The sequence below is a fragment of the Micromonospora psammae genome, from assembly GCF_036902725.1.
GTDB lineage: Bacteria > Actinomycetota > Actinomycetes > Mycobacteriales > Micromonosporaceae > Micromonospora.
In genome coordinates, this window is the sequence record NZ_JBAKHM010000009.1 from 187,908 (window position 1) to 209,102 (window position 21,195).

The 21,195-nt window shown below is 74.2% G+C and carries 17 protein-coding genes and 1 pseudogene; 13 read left to right on the plus strand and 5 right to left on the minus strand.

Going from position 1 to position 21,195, the window contains the following annotated elements; all coding sequences use genetic code 11:
- Positions 1 to 28: 28 nt before the first annotated feature.
- The 4 genes from V6U79_RS14170 to V6U79_RS14185 form a co-directional block, all read right to left on the minus strand.
- A complete protein-coding gene (locus tag V6U79_RS14170; protein ID WP_334614892.1) occupies positions 29 to 3,757 on the minus strand; it encodes a multifunctional oxoglutarate decarboxylase/oxoglutarate dehydrogenase thiamine pyrophosphate-binding subunit/dihydrolipoyllysine-residue succinyltransferase subunit in 3,729 nt (1,242 codons plus the stop codon).
- Between the two features lie 270 nt (positions 3,758 to 4,027).
- A complete protein-coding gene (locus tag V6U79_RS14175) occupies positions 4,028 to 4,840 on the minus strand; it encodes an ABC transporter permease (protein ID WP_334524323.1) in 813 nt (270 codons plus the stop codon).
- Entirely contained in the window at positions 4,837 to 5,769 is a 933-nt protein-coding gene (locus tag V6U79_RS14180) for an ABC transporter ATP-binding protein (RefSeq protein WP_334524320.1), read from the minus strand. Before V6U79_RS14180 ends, V6U79_RS14175 begins: the two co-directional genes overlap by 4 nt.
- A gap of 152 nt (positions 5,770 to 5,921) precedes the next feature.
- Positions 5,922 to 6,590 (minus strand): hotdog fold domain-containing protein, encoded by a 669-nt coding sequence (locus V6U79_RS14185; RefSeq protein ID WP_334524317.1) that lies wholly within the window; start codon positions 6,588 to 6,590, stop codon positions 5,922 to 5,924.
- Between the two features lie 149 nt (positions 6,591 to 6,739).
- Here V6U79_RS14185 and V6U79_RS14190 point away from each other — a divergent pair, with 149 nt between their 5' ends.
- The 9 genes from V6U79_RS14190 (at position 6,740) to V6U79_RS14230 (ending at position 16,204) form a co-directional block, all read left to right on the plus strand.
- Complete coding sequence (locus V6U79_RS14190; protein ID WP_334524314.1) at positions 6,740 to 7,513, plus strand: GNAT family N-acetyltransferase; 774 nt, start codon at positions 6,740 to 6,742, stop codon at positions 7,511 to 7,513.
- Entirely contained in the window at positions 7,510 to 8,511 is a 1,002-nt protein-coding gene (locus V6U79_RS14195; protein ID WP_334614893.1) for a lysophospholipid acyltransferase family protein, read from the plus strand. Before V6U79_RS14190 ends, V6U79_RS14195 begins: the two co-directional genes overlap by 4 nt.
- A gap of 106 nt (positions 8,512 to 8,617) precedes the next feature.
- Positions 8,618 to 9,454, plus strand: a complete 837-nt coding sequence (locus V6U79_RS14200) for a DUF4097 family beta strand repeat-containing protein (protein WP_334524311.1) — start codon at positions 8,618 to 8,620, stop codon at positions 9,452 to 9,454.
- Positions 9,451 to 10,065, plus strand: coding sequence for a PadR family transcriptional regulator (locus V6U79_RS14205; RefSeq protein WP_334614894.1), 615 nt, complete (start codon positions 9,451 to 9,453; stop codon positions 10,063 to 10,065). Before V6U79_RS14200 ends, V6U79_RS14205 begins: the two co-directional genes overlap by 4 nt.
- A gap of 67 nt (positions 10,066 to 10,132) precedes the next feature.
- On the plus strand, positions 10,133 to 10,834 hold the full coding sequence (locus V6U79_RS14210; protein WP_334524305.1) for a response regulator transcription factor: 702 nt from the start codon (positions 10,133 to 10,135) through the stop codon (positions 10,832 to 10,834).
- A gap of 172 nt (positions 10,835 to 11,006) precedes the next feature.
- A complete protein-coding gene (locus V6U79_RS14215) occupies positions 11,007 to 12,566 on the plus strand; it encodes a sensor histidine kinase (RefSeq protein ID WP_334614895.1) in 1,560 nt (519 codons plus the stop codon).
- 62 nt (positions 12,567 to 12,628) lie between these two features.
- The gene (locus V6U79_RS14220; RefSeq protein WP_334614896.1) at positions 12,629 to 14,176 is read left to right on the plus strand and encodes a S1C family serine protease; all 1,548 of its coding nucleotides are present in this window, start codon (positions 12,629 to 12,631) and stop codon (positions 14,174 to 14,176) included.
- 159 nt (positions 14,177 to 14,335) lie between these two features.
- The gene (locus tag V6U79_RS14225) at positions 14,336 to 15,007 is read left to right on the plus strand and encodes a BON domain-containing protein (protein ID WP_334524296.1); all 672 of its coding nucleotides are present in this window, start codon (positions 14,336 to 14,338) and stop codon (positions 15,005 to 15,007) included.
- A 141-nt stretch (positions 15,008 to 15,148) separates the two neighbouring features.
- Positions 15,149 to 16,204, plus strand: a complete 1,056-nt coding sequence (locus tag V6U79_RS14230) for a glycosyltransferase family 4 protein (RefSeq protein WP_334524326.1) — start codon at positions 15,149 to 15,151, stop codon at positions 16,202 to 16,204.
- Between the two features lie 9 nt (positions 16,205 to 16,213).
- Here V6U79_RS14230 and V6U79_RS14235 read toward each other — a convergent pair whose 3' ends face one another.
- Positions 16,214 to 17,677: a serine/threonine-protein kinase gene (locus tag V6U79_RS14235; RefSeq protein ID WP_334614897.1), complete on the minus strand. Its 1,464-nt coding sequence runs from the start codon at positions 17,675 to 17,677 to the stop codon at positions 16,214 to 16,216.
- Positions 17,678 to 17,857: 180 nt separating this feature from the next.
- Here V6U79_RS14235 and V6U79_RS14240 point away from each other — a divergent pair, with 180 nt between their 5' ends.
- The 4 genes and pseudogenes from V6U79_RS14240 to V6U79_RS14255 all read left to right on the plus strand — a co-directional run.
- Positions 17,858 to 18,688: a patatin-like phospholipase family protein gene (locus tag V6U79_RS14240; protein WP_334524289.1), complete on the plus strand. Its 831-nt coding sequence runs from the start codon at positions 17,858 to 17,860 to the stop codon at positions 18,686 to 18,688.
- A complete protein-coding gene (locus V6U79_RS14245) occupies positions 18,688 to 19,755 on the plus strand; it encodes a 1-acyl-sn-glycerol-3-phosphate acyltransferase (RefSeq protein WP_334614898.1) in 1,068 nt (355 codons plus the stop codon). Before V6U79_RS14240 ends, V6U79_RS14245 begins: the two co-directional genes overlap by 1 nt.
- A gap of 9 nt (positions 19,756 to 19,764) precedes the next feature.
- Entirely contained in the window at positions 19,765 to 20,085 is a 321-nt protein-coding gene (gene cutA, locus V6U79_RS14250; protein WP_334524283.1) for a divalent-cation tolerance protein CutA, read from the plus strand.
- 47 nt (positions 20,086 to 20,132) lie between these two features.
- A pseudogene (locus V6U79_RS14255) lies at positions 20,133 to 21,195 on the plus strand (SCO7613 C-terminal domain-containing membrane protein); the annotation flags it as partial.

The window sequence follows — 21,195 nt, forward strand, 5'->3', positions numbered from 1 at the left end:
TGCCCCGGGTCTCGGCGGTGCGGTCAGGTCACGGGCGGGGGAGGGCCGCCTCGATCAGCGCGGTCTGCTCGACCTCGTGCATCTTGGCCGAGCCGACCGCCGGGGCGGCGGCGGCGGGGCGGGAGATGCGGCGCAGCCGGACGTCGGCCAGGTGCTCCAGCAGGTTGAGCGCGACGAACGACCAGGCGCCCTGGTTGGCCGGCTCCTCCTGGACCCAGGCGAAGTCCTCGGCGTTGGGGTACTGCGCCAGGGCGGCCCGGATCTCCTCCACCGGCATCGGGTAGAGCTGCTCCATCCGGATGATCGCGGTGTCGGTGACACCCCGCTCGGCCCGGGCCTGGAACAGGTCGTAGTAGACCTTGCCCGAGCAGAGCAGCACCCGCTTCACCTGCTCCGGCGCCGGGGCGGCGGTGTCGGCCAGCACCGGCTGGAAGGTGCCGGTGGTGAAGTCCTCCACCTGGGAGATGCAGAGCTTGTGCCGCAGCAGCGACTTCGGCGTGAACACCACCAGCGGCTTGCGCTTCGGCGACAGGGCCTGGCGACGCAGCAGGTGGAAGTAGTTCGCCGGGGTGGTCGGGATGGCCACCCGCATGTTGTCCTCGGCGCAGAGCTGGAGGAAGCGCTCCGGACGGCCGGAGGTGTGGTCCGGGCCCTGCCCCTCGTGGCCGTGCGGCAGCAGCAGGGTGACCGCGGAGCGCTGGCCCCACTTCACCTCGCCGGAGGAGATGAACTCGTCGATGACCGACTGGGCGCCGTTGACGAAGTCACCGAACTGGGCCTCCCAGCAGACCAGCGCGTTGACGTTCTCCACCGAGTAGCCGTACTCGAAGCCCATCGCGGCGTACTCGCTGAGCAGCGAGTCGTGCACGAAGAAGCGGGACCGCTCGCCGCCCTCGGTGAGCGTCTTCAGCGGCAGGTAGTCGTCGCCGGTGCGGGCGTCCACCACCGAGGCGTGCCGCTGGACGAAGGTGCCGCGGCGGGAGTCCTGACCGGCGAGCCGGACGGTGACCCCGTCGTGCAGCAGCGCGCCGAACGCGAGGATCTCGCCGTAGCCCCAGTCGATGTTGCCCTCGACGGACATCTTGGCCCGCCGGTCGAGCAGCTGCTGGATCCGCTTGTGCGGGGTGAAGCCCTCGGGGAGGTTGACGTGCGCCTCGCCGATCGCCCGGACCACGGCGGCGTCGGTGGCGGTCTCCACCTGCGGCTCCGGCTCCTCCTCGCGGCGCGGCCGGGACAGCTGGCGCGGGGTGGTCGCGGCGTCCCGGGTGGCCTTGAAGACCCGCTCCAGCTGCCCCTGGTAGTCGCGCAGCAGCTCCTCCGCGTCCTCCACGGTGATGTCACCCCGCCCGATCAGCTCCTCGGTGTAGAGCTTCCGCACCGAGCGCTTCGAGTCGATGATCTTGTACATCTCCGGGTTGGACATCGACGGGTCGTCGCCCTCGTTGTGCCCGCGCCGGCGGTAGCAGACCATGTCGATCACGACGTCCTTGTTGAACGCCTGCCGGTACTCGAAGGCCAGCCGGGCCACCCGGACCACGGCCTCGGGGTCGTCGCCGTTGACGTGGAAGATCGGCGCCTGGATCATCCGGGCGACGTCGGTGCTGTAGAGGCTGGAGCGCGAGTACTCCGGGGCGGTGGTGAAGCCGACCTGGTTGTTGACCACCACGTGCACGGTGCCGCCGGTGCGGTAGCCGCGCAGCTGGGAGAGGTTGAGCGTCTCGGCGACCACGCCCTGGCCGGCGAAGGCGGCGTCACCGTGCACCGCCAGCGGCAGCACGGTGTAGCCCTCCAGCTTGAGGTCGATCCGGTCCTGCTTGGCCCGGACGATGCCCTCCAGCACCGGGTCCACGGCCTCCAGGTGCGACGGGTTCGCCACCACCGAGACCTTGACCGCGTGGTCCCCGTCCGGGGTGGTGAACTTGCCGTTCTGGCCGAGGTGGTACTTCACGTCGCCGGAGCCCTGCGTCGAGCGCGGATCCAGGTGGCCCTCGAACTCGGAGAAGATCTTCTCGTACGGCTTGCCGACGATGTTGGCCAGCACGTTGAGCCGGCCACGGTGGGCCATGCCGATGACGACCTCGTCCAGCCCGCCCTCGGCGGAGCACTCCAGGATCTCGCCGAGCAGCGGGATCAGCGACTCGCCGCCCTCCAGCGAGAAGCGCTTCTGCCCGACGTACTTGGTCTGGAGGAAGGTCTCGAACGCCTCGGCGGCGTTGAGCCGGTTGAGCACGTGCTTCTGCTCGTCCGGGGCGGGCTTCTCGTACTTGCGCTCGATCCGCTCCTGGATCCAGCGGCGCTCCTCCGGGTCCTGGATGTGCATGTACTCGATGCCGACCCGGCGACAGTACGAGTCGCGCAGCACGCCGAGGATCTCGCGCAGCTTCATCCGCTGCCGGCCGGCGAAGCCGTTGACCGGGAAGACCCGGTCCAGGTCCCAGAGGGTCAGCCCGTGCTGGAGGACGTCCAGGTCCGGGTGCTTGCGGATGGCGAACTCGAGCGGGTCGGTGTCGGCCATCAGGTGGCCGCGCACCCGGTACGCGTGGATCAGCTCGTGCACCCGCGCGGTCTTGTTGATCTGACCCTCGGAGTCGACGGCGACGTCCCGCACCCAGCGCACCGGCTCGTACGGGATGCGCAGCGAGGTGAAGATCTGGTCGTAGAAGCCGCGCTCGCCGAGCAGCAGCTCGTGCATGACCTTGAGGAACTCCCCGGACTGCGCGCCCTGGATGATCCGGTGGTCGTAGGTGCTGGTCAGCGTGATGATCTTGCTGACCGCCAGCTCGGCCAGGGTGGCCTCGCTCATGCCCTGGTACGGCGCCGGGTACTCCATCGCGCCGACGCCGATGATGGCGCTCTGCCCCTGCATCAGCCGCGGGATCGAGTGCACCGTGCCGATGCCGCCCGGGTTGGTCAGCGAGATGGTGGTGCCGCCGTGGTCCTCCATGGTCAGCTCGTTGCGGCGGGCACGCCGGACCAGGTCCTCGTACGCCTGCCAGAACTGCCGGAAGTCCATCTGCTCGCAGCCCTTGATGGAGGGCACCACCAGGTTGCGGGAGCCGTCCGGCTTGGCCAGGTCGATCGCGATGCCCAGGTTGACGTGCTCCGGGCGGACCAGCGCCGGCTTGCCGTCGACCTCGGCGAAGGAGTTGTTCATCTCCGGGTGCTCGACCAGCGCCCGGACCATCGCGTACCCGATCAGGTGGGTGAAGCTGACCTTGCCACCGCGCCCCCGGGCGAGGTGGTTGTTGATCACGATGCGGTTGTCCACCAGCAGCTTGGCCGGGACCGCGCGCACGCTGGTGGCGGTCGGCACGGCCAGCGAGGCGTCCATGTTCTGGACGATCTTGGCGGCCACGCCGCGCAGCGGGGTGGTGCCGGCGCCGGCGGGCGCCGCGGCCTTGGCGGCCGGCTTGGCCGGGGCGGTCTTGGCGGCGGGCTTGGCCGGGGCGGCCTTCGGCGCGGCGGCCGGTGCCGGTGCGGGCGCCGGGGCCGGCTTGGCCGCCGGCTGGGCCACCGTGGCGGCGGGCTCCTGCTGCCCGGCCGGCTCGGCGGCGGCCGGCTTGGCCGGGGCCTTCTCCTCGGCCGGGCGCGGTGTCGCGGCGCCCGGGGCCGGCCGGTAGTCGGCGAAGAAGTCGTGCCAGGCCGAGTCGACGCTCGATGGGTCGGCGAGGTAGCGCTGGTACATCTCCTCGACGATCCACTCGTTCGGGCCGAAACCCGCCAGTGGGTTCTCCTGCGAAGTCTGCTGGGTCGACACGGCCGGTAATCGCCTCTTTCACGCGGGTTCGTTAGGTCACGCGGTGGGCCCCCGCCGCCCGGAAGCGCGGCGTACGGAAGACGGCTCCCAGGCTACGCCGTAGGAATGCCGCCGGCATTTCCGCCTCCTTCGGGTGGTCCGTTTCACAGAAGATGCCAGAAGTTCAGCAAACGCTGCGTCCGGGATCGACTGCTGTTATGACCGGACGGCCCGGTGCGCTGGCGTCGTGCCACCGCACCGGGCCGTCGGTGCCCGCGGGAGCGGGTCGGTTCAGGAGATGTCGCGCCGCCGGGTGATGAGCACCCCGGCGACCCCGCTGACCAGGGCGTAGCCGACCAGCACGAGGGCGCCCACCCACCAGGCGGGCAGCAGCTCGGAGGCCTCCCCGCTGATCATCACCTGGGACGCCACGGCCGGCCAGACCACCTGCCACTTCACCACCGCCTCGCTGTCCAGCCAGCTGGAGAGCAGGAAGAACAGCAGCTGCACGACCTGGGTGCCGATCAGGTAGACGAGCGCGGCGGTGATCACCGCGCCGAGCTGGTTGGGGATCAGTGTGCCGAGGCCCACCCCGAGGATCGTCCAGATCGCGTACGCCAGCAGGTTGAGCAGCAGCGCCCGGTGCACCGCCCACTCGCCGAGCTGGGTGCCGTGCCCGTCGAGGGTCAGGAAGATCGCCCCGGCGGCCAGGTCGATCACCGTGGTGGCCAGCCAGAACGCGAAGCCCAGCAGGGACGCCGCGGCGAGCTTGGCCAGGATGACCGAGGTGCGCCTGGGGGTGGCCAGGAAGGTCGTGGTCGCCGTCTGGTGGAAGAACTCGTTGGTGACCATCAGGATGCCGATCAGCATCACGAAGAGCAGCCCCAGGTACTGGCCCGAGGTGTAGAGGTTGGCCGCCTGCGCGGCGGCCGTCGCCTGCTCCCCGGTGATCCCGAAGTCCTCGGCGTTGCCGGTGAGCGTCTCGTGGGCGAGCCAGGCGTTGATCGCGAAGGCCAGGGCGAGCGACAGGAACGCCCCGATGCCGAGCAGCCACCAGGTGCTGGTGGTACGGATCTTCAGCAGTTCGGACCGGACGAGGTTCATCGGATGCCCGCCTTCCCGGCCGTCAGTTCCAGGAAGACCCGTTCCAGGTCGGGTCGTTCGGTGGTCAGCTCGTGCAGCTCCACGCCGGCGGTCAGCGCGGTGCGGCCCACGGTCGGCGCGTCCACCCCGTCGACCATCAGCACGCCCTGCCCGTCCGGGGTGACGGTGGCCGACCGCGCCGTCAGCGCGGCGGTCAGCTCGTCGGCCTGCGGGGTGCGGACCCGCACCCGGAGGCCCTGTGCCATCGAGCCGATCACCTGCTCCACCGGGCCCTGCCGGACCAGCTGGCCGGCCGCGATGATCACCACGTCGTCGGCGAGGAGCTGCATCTCGGACAGCAGGTGGCTGGAGACCAGCACCGTGCGCCCCTCCTGGGCGAGGTTCTTGAGGAACCCGCGCATCCACCGGATGCCCTCCGGGTCCAGCCCGTTGGCCGGCTCGTCGAGGATCAGCACCCGGGGGTCGCCGAGCATCGCCGCGGCGATGCCGAGCCGCTGCTTCATGCCCAGCGAGTAGCCCTTGAACTTGCGCGTCGCGGCCGGCGTCAGCCCGACCAGGGCCAGCGCCTCGTCGGCCCGTCCCTTCGGCAGGCCGGCCGCCGCGCAGATCACCCGCAGGTGGTTGCGCCCGGTCCGGCCCTTGTGCGCGCTGGACGCCTCCAGGACCGCCCCGACGTGCCGCAGCGGGTCGGTCAGGTCGGCGTACCGGTGGCCGCCGATGGTGGCCGCGCCGCTGGTCGGGGTCACCAGGTTCAGCAGCATGCGCAGGGTGGTCGTCTTACCGGCCCCGTTCGGGCCGAGGAAGCCGGTGACCCGACCCGGCTCGACGGTGAAGGACAGGTTGTCCACCGCCCGGACGTTCTTGTACTGCTTGGTCAGTCCGGACACGACGATCTGGCCGGTGCTGGGGCTCCACTGCCCGTCGGACATCGTTCTCCTCCCGTGCGGCGGCGCTGCACGCGCCGCGCTGTGCGGCGCCGTTGCGGTCTGCGCCGTGGCACAGCCTGGCAAGGGGGCGCAAGCCGGTCAATCGGGCCTGCTCCCCAGCCGGCGCTCCGCCCGAGGCAGGAGGGGACTCCTCCTCAGGGACGAGACGCCGGCTCCGGCAGCGCGATCCAGGTGGCCCGGGCCCGGCCGAGCAGCGCGCCGGTCGAGTCGTACAGGCTGGTGTGGACGGTCGCCTTGCGTCCCTCGCCGCCGACCGTCCGGCCGGTCACCACGCACGCCTCGCCGGGCGCCGGGAGCGCCTCGACCAGCGCGGCGATCCGGCCCAGGACGTACGGCCGGCCGGGGGCGATGACCGCCCAGCCGCCCGGGCAGTCCAGCGCCGCCCAGACCGTCGCCGGCTCGACCCGCCCGGGCGCCCGGAACACCGCGGCGGTCCGGCCGTCCGGCAGCCGACCGGGGAAGATCCGCAGCCCGTCCGGGTGCGCCGGGCCGCAGACGTAGCAGCCGGGAAAGGGGTGGTCCACCAGCCCGGGGTACGCCGCCGAGGCGGCGGCCGCGGTCTCCGGGTCCACCGGGGCGACCGCCGGGGGCGGGTCGTCGGTCGGGCGTACCTGGGCGACGAGCCGCCCGGCGGGGTCGAGGACGTCGCCGTCGGCCAGGGTCAGCGGGGTGTCCAGCGGCGGTGGGCGGCGCAGCGTCACCTCGACCGGCCGGTCCCCGCCGTACGCGGCGGCGAAGACGCCGGCGCTCCACCCACCGTTGCCCGAGCCGGGCGGCCCGTTGTACCGGGACTCGATGATCATCCAAGCACCTCCGTCGTGCCCGGCGTCGTCGCCGGATCCGCGGGGGCAGCCTCGCACAGCGGCGGACCGGGCCCGACCGCCGGACGGCGTTCACCGGATCGACACCCACCCCCGGGCGACCGGCAACCCCGGGCACCTACACAGGTTCCATGGCCGTTCTGCACGCCGCTGGCGCACCCCTGACGACCAGCGGATACACCCTGCTGATCGCCGACGACCCGACCCAGGTCGCGGCCGCGCAACGCCTGCGTCACGACGTCTTCGCCACCGAACTGGGCGCCACCCCGCGCCCGGGCGGGGTGGACGCCGACGATCTGGACCCGTACTGCGACCACCTGATCGTGCGCGACGAGCGCACCGGCGCGGTGGTCGGCACCTACCGGCTGCTGCCGCCCGGGCGCACCGACCGCCGGTACGCCGAGGGCGAGTTCGACCTGGCCGCACTCCATCCGCTCCGGGACAGGCTGGTCGAGGCGGGCCGCGCCTGCGTCCACCCCGACCACCGCTCCGGCGCCGTGATCAACCTGATGTGGGCCGGGATCGTCCGCTACCTGCACCTGCGCGGCTCCGGCTGGCTGGGTGGCTGCGCCTCGGTGCCGGTGGCCGACGGGGGCCGGGCCGCCGCCGAGGTGTGGGCCCGGGTCCGGTCCGGGCACCTGGCGCCGCCGCTGCTGCGGGTCCGCCCGCTGCGCCCCTGGTTCGCCGAGCCCGGCGCGGCGGCGTCCGCCACCGCGCCGTCCGAGCCCGCCGGCCCGGCGCCGGTGCCGCCACTGCTGCGCGGCTACCTCCGGCTCGGCGCCTGGATCGCCGGCGAACCGGCGTACGACCCGGACTTCGGGGTGGCCGACTTCTACGTGCTCTTCTCCCTGGACCGGATGAACCCGCGCTACCTGCGCCACTTCCTGGGCGGGGCCGAGGGATGAGCGCCGAGTTGTGGCGGCCCACCTCCGGCTGCGGCCCGGCCTGCCTGCCGGCGCGGGCACCGGCCGTACCGGTGGCCCGGCGGCTGGCGCGGCTGGCCGGCGTACTCGGGATGCTGCTGGCCGGGGCCGGTCTGGCCGCGCCGTTGGCGCTGCTGCCGGCGGCGGAGCGCGCGGCGGTGGTGCGGGCCTGGGCGCGGGGGACCGCCCGCGCCCTCGGCGTGCGGCTGGAGGTCCACGGGCGCCCGCCCCGGCGGCGGGCGCTGCTGGTCGCCAACCACGTCTCCTGGCTGGACGTCCTCGCGATCCTGGCGGTCGCGCCGGCCCGGCTGCTGGCGAAGCGGGAGGTCCGGGCCTGGCCGCTGGTCGGGTTGCTGGCCCGCGCCGGCGGCGCGTTCTTCGTGGACCGCTCCCGGCCCCGTGACCTGCCGGTGACGGTGGCCCGGCTCGCCGGCGCGCTGCGCGCCGGTCACCCGGTCGCGGTCTTCCCGGAGGGTACGACCTGGTGCGGTACCGCCGCGCCGGCCGCCTGCCGACCGGGCCGGGGTTTCCGCCCGGCGGTCTTCCAGGCGGCGATCGACGCCGGGGCGCCGGTCGTGCCGCTGCGCCTGGAGTACCGCTCGGCGGTCACGGGGGAGGTGACCACGGCGGCGGCGTTCCTCGGCGAGGAGAACCTCTGGCAGTCGGTGCGCCGGGTGCTCGCCGGGCGTGACCTGGTGCTCGCCGTCCGGGTGACGGCCGCCCTGCATCCGGCCCGGGACGCCGACCGGCGACTGCTGGCCCGGGCCGCCGAGGCCGCGGTGCACCTGGTGCCGGCACGACCGGTCCCGCCGCCAGCGGTGCGGGCCCGCCCGCACGCGGCGCCGGTCCCGCCGCGCGCGGTGCCGGCGCCGCCACCGGCCGGGCCGGCAGGTGCGGTGGCGGTCCGGCCGGCGTTCGGGGCGCCGTCGTCGGTCACCTCCGGCGTGCCCGGTGCGGGGGAGACCGACCTCGCCGCCTGACCGTCCCGAAGACTCGCGACAGTCTTGTTCTATCGCGATGTATCGCGTTACGCTCTCCTCCTGAGCGGTGTGCCGTCCGGCCGGGCCGCGCGAGGGGAGGGGCGCCATGACGACCTGGACCGTGGACCAGCCACGACGCTTCACGTTGGACGACCCGGTCACCGAACTCGACGTCCGCCTGATCAGCGGGCGACTCAACGTGGTCGGCACCGATGGTCCGGCGCGGATCGACGTCACCCGGGCCGCCGGCGACCGGCGGCCCCTGCTCGTGGAGCACCACGACGGGCGGCTGAGCATTCGGCAGGAGCGGAAGTTCCGCTGGTCGGAGGCGCTGCGCTGGGTGGGCCCCCTCGCCCGCTGGCCCCGCGTCGACGTCTCCGTCGCCGTCCCCGCCCAGGTGCTGGCCACGCTCCGGCTGGTCGACGGGCAGCTGGTCGCCTCGGGGCTGCGCGGGGAGACCCGGGCCGAGGTGGTCTCCGGCCAGATCACCCTGATGGGGCTCCGCGGCCGGACCTTCGCGAAGATCACCTCCGGTCCGGTGGAGGCGCTGGGAGTGGCCGGCGAGCTCACTCTCGAGACCGTCTCCGGTGAGGTCGTCCTGGCCGACAGCGCACCCGCCTCGGTCCGCGCCCAGACCGTCTCCGGCTCGATCACCTGCGACTTCGACAACCCGCGAAGCAGCGAGATCCGGCTCAGCACCATCTCCGGCGGGATCACCGTCCGGCTCCGCGAGGACAGCGACCTCGCCGTCCGGCTGCACACCATGGCCGGCCGGATCACCACCGGCTTCGCGCAGATGTGGCCGTCCAGCGGGCACGGCGCGGTACGCGACGTCGAGGGGGTGCTCGGCACCGGCGACGGTAGGCTCTGGGCGTCCGCGACCTCGGGCAGCATCGCGCTGCTCGCCCGTCCGGTGGACGACGACCAGGAGGAGCTGCCGTGACCGCCGTGTTCAGCCACGGGCGGCTCCGGCTCTACCTGCTCAAGCTGCTCGACGCCGGCCCGAAGCACGGCTACGAGCTGATCCGGCTGCTGGAGGAGCGTTTCCTCGGCCTGTACGCCCCGAGCGCCGGCACCATCTACCCCCGCCTGCAACGGCTGGAGGCCGACGGGCTGGTCAGCCACACCGCCGCCGGTGGCCGCAAGGTCTACGAGATCACCGACCTGGGCCGGGCCGAGCTGCGGCAGCGGGCCGGCGAGCTGACCACCTTGGAATCGGACATCGACGCCTCGGTGGAGGACCTCTCCACCCTGGCCGGGGAGATCCGGACCGAGGTGCGCGGCTCGGTGCGCGACCTCAAGCGTGAGCTGCGCGAGGCGGCCCGGCAGACCCGACCGGCCCGGTGGGACCGGCCCGCCCCCGGGCCGCGGCCCGGCCCGCCGCCCGCGGCCGGCGCGTCCCCCCTGCTGGCCGAGTTCGATCAGCGGCTGGCCACCTTCACCGTGGAGGTCGGCGCGCTGGTCCGGGCCGGGCGGCTCAGCGACGTCCAGTTGCGTACCGCGATCCGGATCCTCGACGGGGCGCTGGACGGGCTGCGCCGGCTGCTGCGCTGAGCCGCTCACAGGTTTTTTCCAGGAAGCGTCCAGCGCCGCCGCAGCGACGTCCCGGATGATTGCCGGCATGGCCGCAACCCAGACCGAGGCGCGACTGCTGGTCGTCGAGGACGACCCCAACATCCTCGAACTGCTCTCCGCCAGTCTGCGGTTCGCCGGTTTCGACGTGGCGACCGCCACCAGCGGCAGCGCGGCCCTGCACGCCGCCAAGGACCACCGTCCCGACCTGGTCGTGCTCGACGTGATGCTGCCCGACCTGGACGGCTTCGAGGTGATCCGGATGCTCCGCGAGGGCGGCACCCGTACCCCGGTGGTCTTCCTGACCGCCCGGGACGCCACCGACGACAAGATCCGCGGGCTGACCCTGGGCGGCGACGACTACGTCACCAAGCCGTTCAGCCTGGAGGAGTTGACCGCCCGGATCAGGGCGGTGCTGCGGCGTACGGCCACCGGTGAGCACGCCCCGTCCCGGCTCACCTTCGCCGACCTGGAGCTGGACGAGGAGACCCACGAGGTGCACCGGGCCGGCCAGCGGGTGCAGCTCTCGCCCACCGAGTTCAAGCTGCTGCGCTACCTGATGCTCAACGCAAACCGGGTGCTCTCCAAGGCGCAGATCCTCGACCACGTCTGGAACTACGACTTCCGGGGCGACGACAACATCGTCGAGTCCTACATCTCCTACCTGCGCCGCAAGGTGGACAACACCCCGCCACGGCTGATCCACACCCTGCGCGGGGTGGGCTACGTGCTGCGCAAGCCGGCAGCGTGAGCGCGAGGAGTGAGCCGGTTCTGCGAGCCCCGCAGTCGCGAACCATCGGCAGCGTGAGCGCGAGGAGTGAGCCGGTTCTGCGAGCCCCGCAGTCGCGAACCATCGGTGGACCGGTGAGCGCGAGGAGTGAGCCGGTCCTGCGAGCCCCGCAGTCGCGGACCACGGTGGACCGGTGAGCGTCCTCGACGAGGCCAAGGGTCGACTCCGCGGCGTACCGCTGCGGATCAAGCTGGTCGCGTCGGTGCTGGCGCTGGTCGCCGCCGCGCTGGTGGTGATCAGCTCGCTGACCACGTACTTCCTGCGCGACTACCTGGTCGGGCAGGTGGACGAGGAGCTGCGCGGCACCACCCAGCAGGTGGGCACGCTGCTGACCGCGCTGCGCTCGGGCGCCGTCGGCGGCGCCACGCTGCCCAGCGACTACCTGGTCTCGCTCGCCGAACCGCAGCGGGTGACCGGGGCTGAATTCGACCAGGCCAACCTCACCCCCGAGCAGCTGCCGCCGCTGCCGACGAACTTCGAGGGGTACGGCGAGCGGGTGGGTGAACCGCGTACCGTGCGGTCGATCGACGGCAAGTCCCGCTGGCGGATGCTCTACGCCGAGCTGCCCGACGGCAGCGTGCTGGCGGTCGGGCAGCACCTCACCGACGTCGATCTCGCGGTCAAGCAGTTGGTCTGGATAGACCTGCTGGTCGGCGGGGCGGTGTTGATCCTGCTCGCCTCGCTGGGCGCCGCGATCGTGCGGACCAGCCTGAAGCCGCTGGTGGAGATCGAACGGACCGCCGCCGCGATCGCCGGCGGCGACCTGACCAGACGGGTCCCCGACCCGGAGGAGGGGCAGCTCTGCGCCACCTCCGAGCTGGGTCGGCTCTCCCGGGCGTTGAACGCGATGCTCGCCCAGATCGAGGCGGCCTTCACCGCCCGGGCGGCCTCCGAGACCGCCGCCCGGTCGGCGGAGGCGAGCGCCCGCGACGCGGCGTACGGGGCCCAGATCTCCGAGGCGCGGGCCCGCCGCTCCGAGGAGCGGATGCGGCAGTTCGTCGCGGACGCCTCGCACGAGCTGCGCACCCCGCTGACCACCATCCGCGGCTTCGCCGAGCTGTACCGGCAGGGCGCCGCCCGCTCCCCGGAGCAGACCGCCGACCTGCTGCGGCGGATCGAGGACGAGGCGGCCCGGATGGGCCTGCTGGTGGAGGATCTGCTGCTGCTCGCCCGGCTGGACCGGGAACGGCCGCTCTCCCTGGCCCCGGTGGAGCTGCCGGTGCTGGCCTCCGACGCGGTGCAGGCGGCCCGCGTGGTCGCCCCGGACCGTCGGATCGAGCTGGAGATCGAGCCCGGCTCCGGCCCGCTGGTGGTGCACGGCGACGACGCCCGGTTGCGCCAGGTGATCGGCAACCTGATGACCAACGCGCTCACCCACACCCCACCCGACGCTTCGGTGACCCTGCGGCTGCGGGCCGAGCCGGGGAACCTGGCCGTGGTGGAGGTGTCCGACACCGGCCCCGGGCTCAGCCCGGAGCAGGCCGAGCGGGTCTTCGAGCGCTTCTACCGGGCCGACGCGGCGCGGACCCGCCGGGCCGGCGGCATCACCAGCACCGGGCTGGGGCTGGCCATCGTCGCGGCGCTGGTGGCCGCGCACCACGGCACGGTCGGCGTCGCCGAGACGCCGGGCGGTGGGGCCACCTTCCAGGTCCGGCTGCCGCTGCTGCCGGACGACGGCAGCCACGGGGAATGACTTTCAGAAAACATTCAGGCGGGTTCCAGGCTGGTGACAGTGCGCCAGGGGAAGCTGACCCCATGACCGAGTTCGAGACCGACCCGCAGCGGCGGCCCGCCGCCCCCGACGCGGAGCCGTCGCACCCCACCGCCGAGCTGTCCCGCGTCGAGCGCGGGGAGTCCGAGGGCGCCGCCGTCTTCCCGGCCGCTCCGGTCGACCGTCCGGGCGAGGCCGCCGGCGGCGCGGGGGAGCCGGCCGGCGCCCCGTCCTCCGGCGCGCCCCACCCGCCGTCGCACGCTTCGCCGTACGGCCCGCCCGCCGCTGCCCACGCGCCGGGTGCGCCGAGCTCCGCCGCCGGCTACCCGGCGTCCGGTCAGACGTCCGCCACGCCGTACCCGGCCGGCGGTGCGTACCCGGGTCACCGGCCGTACCCGGTCGTCGGGCAGCCCGGCCCGTACCCGCAGGGCCAGCAGGGCGGCTGGCCGGCCGGCTACCCGTCCCCGCAGGGCCCCGGCGGTCCGTTCCCGCCGCAGCACGCCGGCCAGCCGGTGCCGCCCTGGGCCGCCGGCCCGGCGCCCCGCCCGGGCAGGGTCGCCAAGTTCGTCGGCGCGGGCGTGGCGGTGTTCGCGCTGATGCTCGGCTCCGGCGTGGCCGGCGGCGCGCTCGCCCTGGCCGTCGACGGCGGCTCGGGCGGCATCACCCGCACCTACTCGGCAGCCCCGGTGATCAACAGTGCCGACCTGCCGAAGATCGCCGCGGCCGTGCAGGACAGCGTCGTCTCGATCGCCACCGGCAGCGGTGAGGGCTCGGGGGTGGTCCTCAGCGCCGACGGCTACGTGCTGACCAACAACCACGTCGTCGCCACCGCCCCCGCCGACACCGTCCGGGTGATCTTCGCCAACGGCAAGAACGCCCAGGCCAAGATCGTCGGCACCGACCCGAAGACCGACCTCGCGGTGCTGAAGGTGAGCGGCGTCGGCGACCTGAAGGCCGCCCGGCTCGGCGACAGCGACGCCATGCAGGTCGGCGACCAGGTCCTCGCCCTGGGCAGCCCCCTGGGCCTGCAGGGCTCGGTCACCGCCGGCATCCTCAGCGCCCGCGACCGGACCATCCAGGCCGGCGGGAACGGCCAGCAGCCGCAGCAGGGCGCCAGCTCGATCTCCGGGCTGCTCCAGACCGACGCCCCGATCAACCCGGGCAACTCCGGTGGCGCGCTGGTCAACACCCGGGGCGAGGTGATCGGGATCAACACCGCGATCGCCACCGCCGGGCAGGGCAGCAGCGGCAACATCGGCGTCGGCTTCGCCATCCCCAGCAACAAGGCCAGGGACGTCGCGGAGAAGCTCCAGCGCGGCGAGAAGGTCAGCCACCCCTCCCTCGGGGTCAGCGTCAACGCGGCCGAGAACGGCGGAGCCCTGGTCGCCGCGGTCGCCCCCGGCAGCGCCGCCGAGAAGGCCGGCCTCCAGCGGGGCGACGTCATCACCCGGTTCGGCGACAAGGTGATCAACGATTCCAACGATCTCGTCGGCGCCGTGCAGGCCGGCAAGGTCGGCGACCGGGTCGAGGTGACCTACCAGCGGAACGGGTCCGAGGCGAGGGCAACCGTCACGCTCGCCGAGATGTCATAACAACCAGACCTGCCTCTCCGGGGCGGCGGGCGGTGGAGCCAAGGGGGTTGGCTCCGTCGCCCGCCGCCCTTTTCACGTCCTCATCCCGCCCGGGTGAGGCGGCCTCACCCGACCTGCCGCCACAGTCGGCACCGAGCCGACCGCACGGGAGGGGACGCCATGGGCACGGCAGCGGCCGTTCGTACCGACCCGCAGATCCAGCGCGACGTCCTGGCCGAGCTGGACTGGGACCCGCAGGCCCAGCCGAGCGAGATCGGGGTGACCGTCGCCGACGGCGTGGTCACCCTCACCGGCCGGGCGGACAGCTACGCCCGCAAGTGGGCGGCGCAGCGCTGCGCGCACCGGGTGCGCGGCGTCCGCGCGGTCGCCGACGACATCGAGGTACGCCTGCCCGGCCTCGACGGCCAGGACGACGGCGAACTCGCCCTGGCCGCCGTCCGGGCACTGGAATGGGACAGCTTCGTGCCCTCGGAACGACTCGACGTCACCGTCTCCGACGGCTGGTTGATGCTCCGCGGCGAGGTGGAGTTCGGCTATCAGCGCCGTACCGCCGAGCAGGAGGTGCGCCGGCTGCGCGGCGTGCGCGGGGTGACCAACCTGGTCGACGTGGTCCCCTCGGCCCCGCCGAGCGTCGAACAGACCGCCCGCGACCTGCGTCGGGCGCTGCTCCGGCGGGCCGGCACCGAGGCGATCACCGCCGAGGTGGCCGGCGACACCGTCGTGCTGCGGGGAACGGTCCGCTCCTGGGGCGACCGGGACGAGGCGGAGCGGGTCGCCTGGTCGGCCCCCGGCGTGCGGGCGGTGGACGACCGGCTGGTCGTCACCGGCTGAGCACGGACGGGATGTCCGTTTGACGCCCTCGGGACGGGGAAATCGCCGCCGATCCCGCTCGCCAGGGACCAACGGGGAGGATTCGTGGCCGAGACCCACCGTCCGTCGGAGCGTCCGCCCGAGCGGCGGCTGCGGATCGCCATGCTGGTCCCGCCGTGGCTCTCGGTGCCGCCCCCCGGCTACGGGGGGCTGGAGCAGGTCGTGCACGGACTGGTGGACAGCCTGGTCGCACGCGGGCACGCGGTGACCCTCTTCGGCGCCGGCCGGCACCACGGCACCGCCGCCGACTTCGTCTCCACCATCGCCGACCTCCAGTACGAGCGGCTCGGTGAGGCGCTGCCCGAGCTGGCCCACCTGAGCCGGACGAACCACCTGATCAACGCGGCGGACTTCGACGTCGTACACGACCACACCACCATCGGGCCGCTGGTCGCCCGCCGCCGGGCGGTGCCGACCGTGGCGACCGTGCACGGCAACCCGGTGGGGGAGTACGGCGCCGTGCTCAGCGACGCCGACCACGGCGTCGGGCTGGTCGCCATCTCGCACGCCCAGCGGCGGTTGAACCCGGGCCTGCCCTGGGCGGGGACCGTGCACAACGCGATGGACGTGCGGGACGTCCCGCGCAAGCAGGTCGCCAGCCGGGGCCCGGTGCTGTGGCTGGCCCGGTTCAGCCCGGACAAGGGCCCCGACGTGGCGATCCGGGCCTGCCGGGCGGCCGGTCTGCCGCTCGTCCTCGCCGGCAAGTGCAACGAGCCCGCGGAGCGGCGCTACTTCACCGACGTCGTCGAGCCGATGCTGGACGAGGACGTCACGGTGGTGTTCAACGCCGACCGACCGGCGACCCTGCGGCTGCTGCTGGACGCCCGCTGTCTGATCATGCCGCTCCAGTGGGACGAGCCGTTCGGCATGGTGATCCTGGAGGCCATGGCGACGGGGACACCGGTGGTGGCGCTGCGCCGCGGCTCCGTACCCGAACTGGTCCTCGACGGGGTGACCGGGCTGGTCCGCGACCACGCCGAGGAGTTGCCCGCGGCGCTGCGCGAGGCGGTCCGGCTGGACCCGGCGGACTGCGTGGCGCGCGTCGACGAGAACTTCTCCATCGAGCGGATGACGAGCGGCTACGAGGACGTCTACCGCCGGTTCGCCCTCGGCACGCCGGTGTCGGCCCGGGAGCCGGTGCCGATCGCCGCACGCTGACCGGTCCGCTCAGGCCCGGCCCCCGGCGAGCCCCACGACGGCCGCGTCGAGCCGCCGGGCGTACGCCGGGGTGATGCCCCCCTCGTCGACCCGGCGGGTGACCTTCTGGCGCAGCGCGGCCACCGGTACGGCCAGGTCGGACCGGCCGGCGGCGACGTCCCGGGTGAGGTTGCCCAGCACGTTGCGCAGGTCCTGACCGACATCGTCGCGGATGTCGCCGGTGCGCACCCCGTCGTCGATCAGCCGGCGCAGCCGCTCGGCGGCCTCGTCCAGCCCACCGGCGCCCTGGCCGCCGTCCGGGGTCGGTCGCGGCACGGTCGACCGCGCCGGGGCGGCGGCGGTGGTCGGCGCCGGCTGCCGCGGCGGGACGGCGGACGGCGCGGTGGGCGGGACCGGCAGCTCGACCCGCGGGCCGCCGGTGGGCAGGGCGGCCGGGGGCGACTCCGCGCCGGGCAGCAGGGCGGGGGTGAGCAGGGCGGCGGCCGTGGTCGTCACCACCAGCGCGCCCACCACCAGCAGTGGACGCCGGCCCGACGACGCCCCGGCCGGCGCAGGCGCCGGCGCGTCGAGCGCGGGTGCCGGCGCGTCGAGCGCGGGCAGGGTGACCGTCGGCGCGAGCATCGTCGCGGCCTGCGGGTCGCCGGGGAGCAACTGGTCGCGCAGCGCCGCCGCCACCTGGTGGGCGGTGGGCCGGTCGCGCGGGTCGCGGGCCAGGCAGCGCAGGCAGGTACGGGCCACCGGGGGCGGCAGCCCGGGGACCCCGTCCAGCGACGGCGGCTCACCGTCGCGCAGCGCCACGGTGAGCTCCTCCCAGGTGTCCGCCGGGTACGGCACCTGCCCGGTGAGCGTCTCGTGGAGCAGCACCCCGAGGGAGTAGACGTCGGTGGCCGGCTGGGCCGCAGCGCCGTCCAGCCGCTCCGGCGCCACGTACGCCGGGGTGCCGAAGGTGCCGCCGTCCTCGTCGTTGTCCGGCGTGCCGACCCGGGTGGCGATGCCGAAGTCGAGCACCTTGGCCCCCACCCGGGTCATCATCACGTTGGCCGGGGTGATGTCCCGGTGCACGATGCCGAGCCGGTGCGCGGCGGCCAGCGCCTCGGCCACCTGGGCGCCCACCTCGACCGCCTCGCTCCAGGGCAGCGGCCCCTCGGCGAGCCGGTGTTCCAGCTCCTCGCCGGCGAGCAGCTCCATCACCACGAAGGAGGTGATCGAGCCGTCCGGGGCGAGCGCCTCGCCGTAGTCGTGCACGGCGGTGACGTGCGGGTGGACCAGCGCAGCGGCGGAGCGGGCCTCCGCGCGGACCATGTCCCGGAACCGGGCGTCCGCGGCGAGCGACGGGGCGAGCACCTTGACCGCGACCATCCGGTCGAGCACCTCGTCGCGGGCCCGCCAGATCACCGACATGCCCCCGGCCCCGATCTGATCCAGGAGCCGGTACCTGCGGGCCAGCAACCTACCGGCGTGCAGCGCTGCCATCAGTGATCGCACCTGCCTGGGGTGGGGGTGGTGTCAGGTTGCGGGAATGTGTCCGCCCTGTCAACGGCCGTCCCCTCTCCCGGTCACCGTGCGCGCACGCTGGCTCGCCGACCGCGAGGGCCGGCCGGCGGCCAGCGGCTCGACCGGGCCGGTCCGCGTCGACATGCCAGGATGAGCGGCATGGCTGGCGGTCCGGTGGCGTTCGTGCTCGGCGGCGGGGGAGTCCTCGGCGCGGTGGAGGTGGGCATGCTGCGGGCCCTGTTCCGGGCCCGGATCCGCCCCGATGTCGTGCTCGGCACCTCGATCGGGGCGGTCAACGGCGCCCTGGTCGCGGCCGACCCGTCCGAGGCGGTCACCGACCGGCTGGTCCGGCTCTGGGCCTCACCCGAGGCGAGCGAGGTGTACGGCGACTCGGTGGCCCGGCAGCTGCGCCGGTTCGCCGCCCGTACCCACCTGCACTCACCGCGGCCGCTGCGCAAGCTGCTGGAGAGCGAGCTCGGCGTGGAGACCACCTTCGCCGACCTGAAGGTGCCCTTCCGGTGCTGCGCGGCGAACATCGAGCGGGCCGCCGAGCACTGGTTCCACAGCGGTCCGGTGGTGCCGGCGGTGCTCGCCTCCGCCTCTGTGCCAGGACTGCTGCCACCGGCCCGGATCGGCGACCAGCACTACATCGACGGCGGGATCGTCAACTCGATCCCGATCGGCGAAGCGGTCGCGGTGGGCGCGCGGCAGATCTTCGTACTCCAGGTGGGACGGATCGAACGGGAGCTGACGCCGCCCCGGCGGCCCTGGGAGATCGCCCAGGTGGCGTTCGAGATCGCCCGGCGGCACCGGTTCGCCCGGGAGATGGCCGCCCTGCCCGACGGGGTGGAGGTGCACGTCCTGCCGACCGGCGGCCTGGAGCCGCGCGACGACAGCCCGTGGGCGTACCGGGACCTGGCGGCGGTGGGGCGGCGGATCAGCCGGGCCTACACCGCCTCCCGGCGCTACCTGGCCACCCTGGACCGCTGATGCCGCTGCCACCGTGGTGGGTACGCCGGCTGCTGCTGGCCCCGGCGGTGGTGCTGCTGGCGGTGCTGATGGTGACCACGGTGCCGGTCTGGGCGCTGCTCGGCCTGGCCGTCTCGCCGTTCGTCCCCGGCCGGCTGCGACCGTTGCGGCTGCTCTGGATCGGCTGCGTCTACCTGGTGTGGGACGCGGCCGCGCTGATCGCGCTCTTCCTGCTCTGGCTGGCCTCCGGCTTCGGCCTGCGCAAGCGGGCGCCGGTGTTCCAGCGCGCCCACTACCTGCTCGCCGGCCGCTTCCTCCGGTTGCTCTTCTGGCAGGCCCGTTGGACGCTGCGGCTGAGCATCGACGTGGTCGGCACCGACCCGGACACCGCCCTGCCCGGCCGACCGGAGCTGGTGGTCTGCCGGCACGCCGGCCCCGGTGACTCGTTCATCCTGATCCACGCCCTGGTCAACTGGTTCAACCGCGAGCCGCGAATCGTGCTCAAGGAGAGCCTCCAGTGGGACCCGGCGATCGACGTGCTGCTCAACCGGCTGCCCAACCGGTTCATCGCACCCGGCCCCGACGGCCGCGAGTCGGTGGTCCGGCAGATCGGCCACCTCGCCACGGACCTCGACGAGGACGACGCCTTCGTGATCTTCCCCGAGGGGGGCAACTTCACCCCGGGCCGCCGGCTCCGGGCGATCGCCCGGCTGCGCGTGCTGGGTCTGGAACGGATGGCGCTGCGCGCCGAGCGGATGCGGCACGTGCTCGCCCCGCAGCCCGGCGGCCTGCTCGCCGCGCTCGACGCCGCCCCGGACGCCGGGGTGATCTTCGTGGCGCACACCGGGCTGGACCGGATGCTCACCGTCACCGACGTCTGGCGCGAGCTGCCGATGGACAAGCGGATCGTGATGCGGTTCTGGTCGGTGCCGCCCGAGGAGGTGCCGACCGGACGGCAGGAACGCATCGACTGGCTCTTCGACTGGTGGGCGCGGATCGACCGGTGGATCGCCGCCAACCGCGTCGGCGGCGCAGCCGACGCGGCCGCCCCGACGGCACCCGGTCGGACCGGAACCGACCCCGCGTAGGGTCGCCTCGTGGAGCAGATCTGCGTGGTGACGACGGTGGTGGACGCCCGGCCGGTCGCGGACGTGCTGGCGGCCGCGGCGGTGGCCGGTCGACTGGCCGCCTGCGCGCAGGTCGGCGGGAAGGTGGACAGCACCTACTGGTGGCGCTCCGGGGTGGAGACCAGCACCGAGTGGTCGGTGCTGTTCAAGACGGCGCCCGACCGGGTGGCCGCGCTGGTCGACCAGCTCCGCGGCACCCACCCGTACGAGGTGCCGGAGATCCTGGTCAGTCGGGTGGAGTGCGGCGACCCGGCGTACGCGGCCTGGGTGCACGAGAACACCCGCGCCTAGGTACGCGCACTCTGGGCCGGGCCTCCGGCGGTGGCGAGGATGGCCGGGTGGAGAACACCGCCTACCCCTGCCCCGGCTGCGGCGCGCCGGCCGACCTGGTCCGCGGCTGCTCCGGCTGCGACCGGCCGCCGTACCCGCTCGCCTCCGAGGTGATCCGGCTGGACCGGGAGATCGTCGCGCTGGGGCGTGAGGTGGAGCGGGCGCGCGGGACGTACCAGGAGTTGTCCTCCCGGCTGCTCGCGGCCCAACGACGCCGTACGGAGCTGGCGGCCCGGGTCCGCGCCGAGGTCGCCGGGCCGGTGCCGGTCCCCGCGGGCCCGGTGCCGCCGGTCCTCGGGCCGCCGGTGCCGGTGCCGCCGTCGGTGCCGGGGCGGCCGGAGTCCTCGACCCGGACGGTGCAGAGCCTGCTCTTCGTCCTCGGCGGACTGCTGCTCGGCACCGCGGCGGTGGTCTTCACCGCCGTCGCCTGGGCTTCCGTCGGCGTGGCGGGCCGGGCGCTGATCCTCGCCGCGTTCACCGCGCTCACCCTGGCCGCTCCGCTGCTCGCGGCGCGGCGCGGGCTGCGCGGCACCGCGGAGACGTTCGCCGCGGTGGGGTTGCTGCTGGTCGTCCTCGACGGGTACGCCGCCTGGGCGGTGGACCTGTTCGGCGTCTCCGGCTGGCCGGGCACCCGGTACGCCGCGCTGGTCGGGGGGGCCGGCGCGGCGGTCGCCGCCGGATACGCCCGGCTCAGCCGACTGACGGTGCCGTGGTTCGCGGCGCTGATCCTCGTGCAGCCGGTGCCGCCGCTGGCGGCGGTGGAGTTCTACCCCGGAGCCAGCGGCTGGACGCTGGCCCTGCTCGGGACGGCGCTGCTCGACGTCGGGGTGCTGGTCGCGCTGCGCCACCGGTCGGCGGCGCCGGCGCTCCCGACCGCCGCGACGCCGGTCGGGCCGGACGGGGTGGGCCTCGCCGGGACCGCTCCGGTGCCCGGCGGCGCGGCCCCGGGCCCGGCCGGCGGCGCGGCGGCGACGGTCGGTGGGGGGCCGGCCGAGGCCGCTGGTGGAGCGGCGGTCGGCGGGGGACCGACCGTCGCGGCGGGGGCGCGGCCCGGGGGGCCGGCAAGTCGGA

Bases quoted from the DNA above. Each gene is read 5' to 3' on its own strand.
- V6U79_RS14230 (WP_334524326.1), top strand. From the start codon at position 15,149: ATGCTGGTCCCGCCGTGGCTCTCGGTGCCGCCCCCCGGCTACGGGGGG.
- V6U79_RS14200 (WP_334524311.1), top strand. From the start codon at position 8,618: ATGACGACCTGGACCGTGGACCAGCCACGACGCTTCACGTTGGACGAC.
- V6U79_RS14175 (WP_334524323.1), bottom strand. From the start codon at position 4,840: ATGAACCTCGTCCGGTCCGAACTGCTGAAGATCCGTACCACCAGCACC.
- V6U79_RS14240 (WP_334524289.1), top strand. From the start codon at position 17,858: ATGGCTGGCGGTCCGGTGGCGTTCGTGCTCGGCGGCGGGGGAGTCCTC.
- V6U79_RS14195 (WP_334614893.1), top strand. From the start codon at position 7,510: ATGAGCGCCGAGTTGTGGCGGCCCACCTCCGGCTGCGGCCCGGCCTGC.
- V6U79_RS14190 (WP_334524314.1), top strand. From the start codon at position 6,740: ATGGCCGTTCTGCACGCCGCTGGCGCACCCCTGACGACCAGCGGATAC.
- V6U79_RS14185 (WP_334524317.1), bottom strand. From the start codon at position 6,590: ATGATCATCGAGTCCCGGTACAACGGGCCGCCCGGCTCGGGCAACGGT.
- V6U79_RS14225 (WP_334524296.1), top strand. From the start codon at position 14,336: ATGGGCACGGCAGCGGCCGTTCGTACCGACCCGCAGATCCAGCGCGAC.
- V6U79_RS14180 (WP_334524320.1), bottom strand. From the start codon at position 5,769: ATGTCCGACGGGCAGTGGAGCCCCAGCACCGGCCAGATCGTCGTGTCC.
- V6U79_RS14245 (WP_334614898.1), top strand. From the start codon at position 18,688: ATGCCGCTGCCACCGTGGTGGGTACGCCGGCTGCTGCTGGCCCCGGCG.
- V6U79_RS14210 (WP_334524305.1), top strand. From the start codon at position 10,133: ATGGCCGCAACCCAGACCGAGGCGCGACTGCTGGTCGTCGAGGACGAC.
- V6U79_RS14235 (WP_334614897.1), bottom strand. From the start codon at position 17,677: ATGGCAGCGCTGCACGCCGGTAGGTTGCTGGCCCGCAGGTACCGGCTC.
- V6U79_RS14220 (WP_334614896.1), top strand. From the start codon at position 12,629: ATGACCGAGTTCGAGACCGACCCGCAGCGGCGGCCCGCCGCCCCCGAC.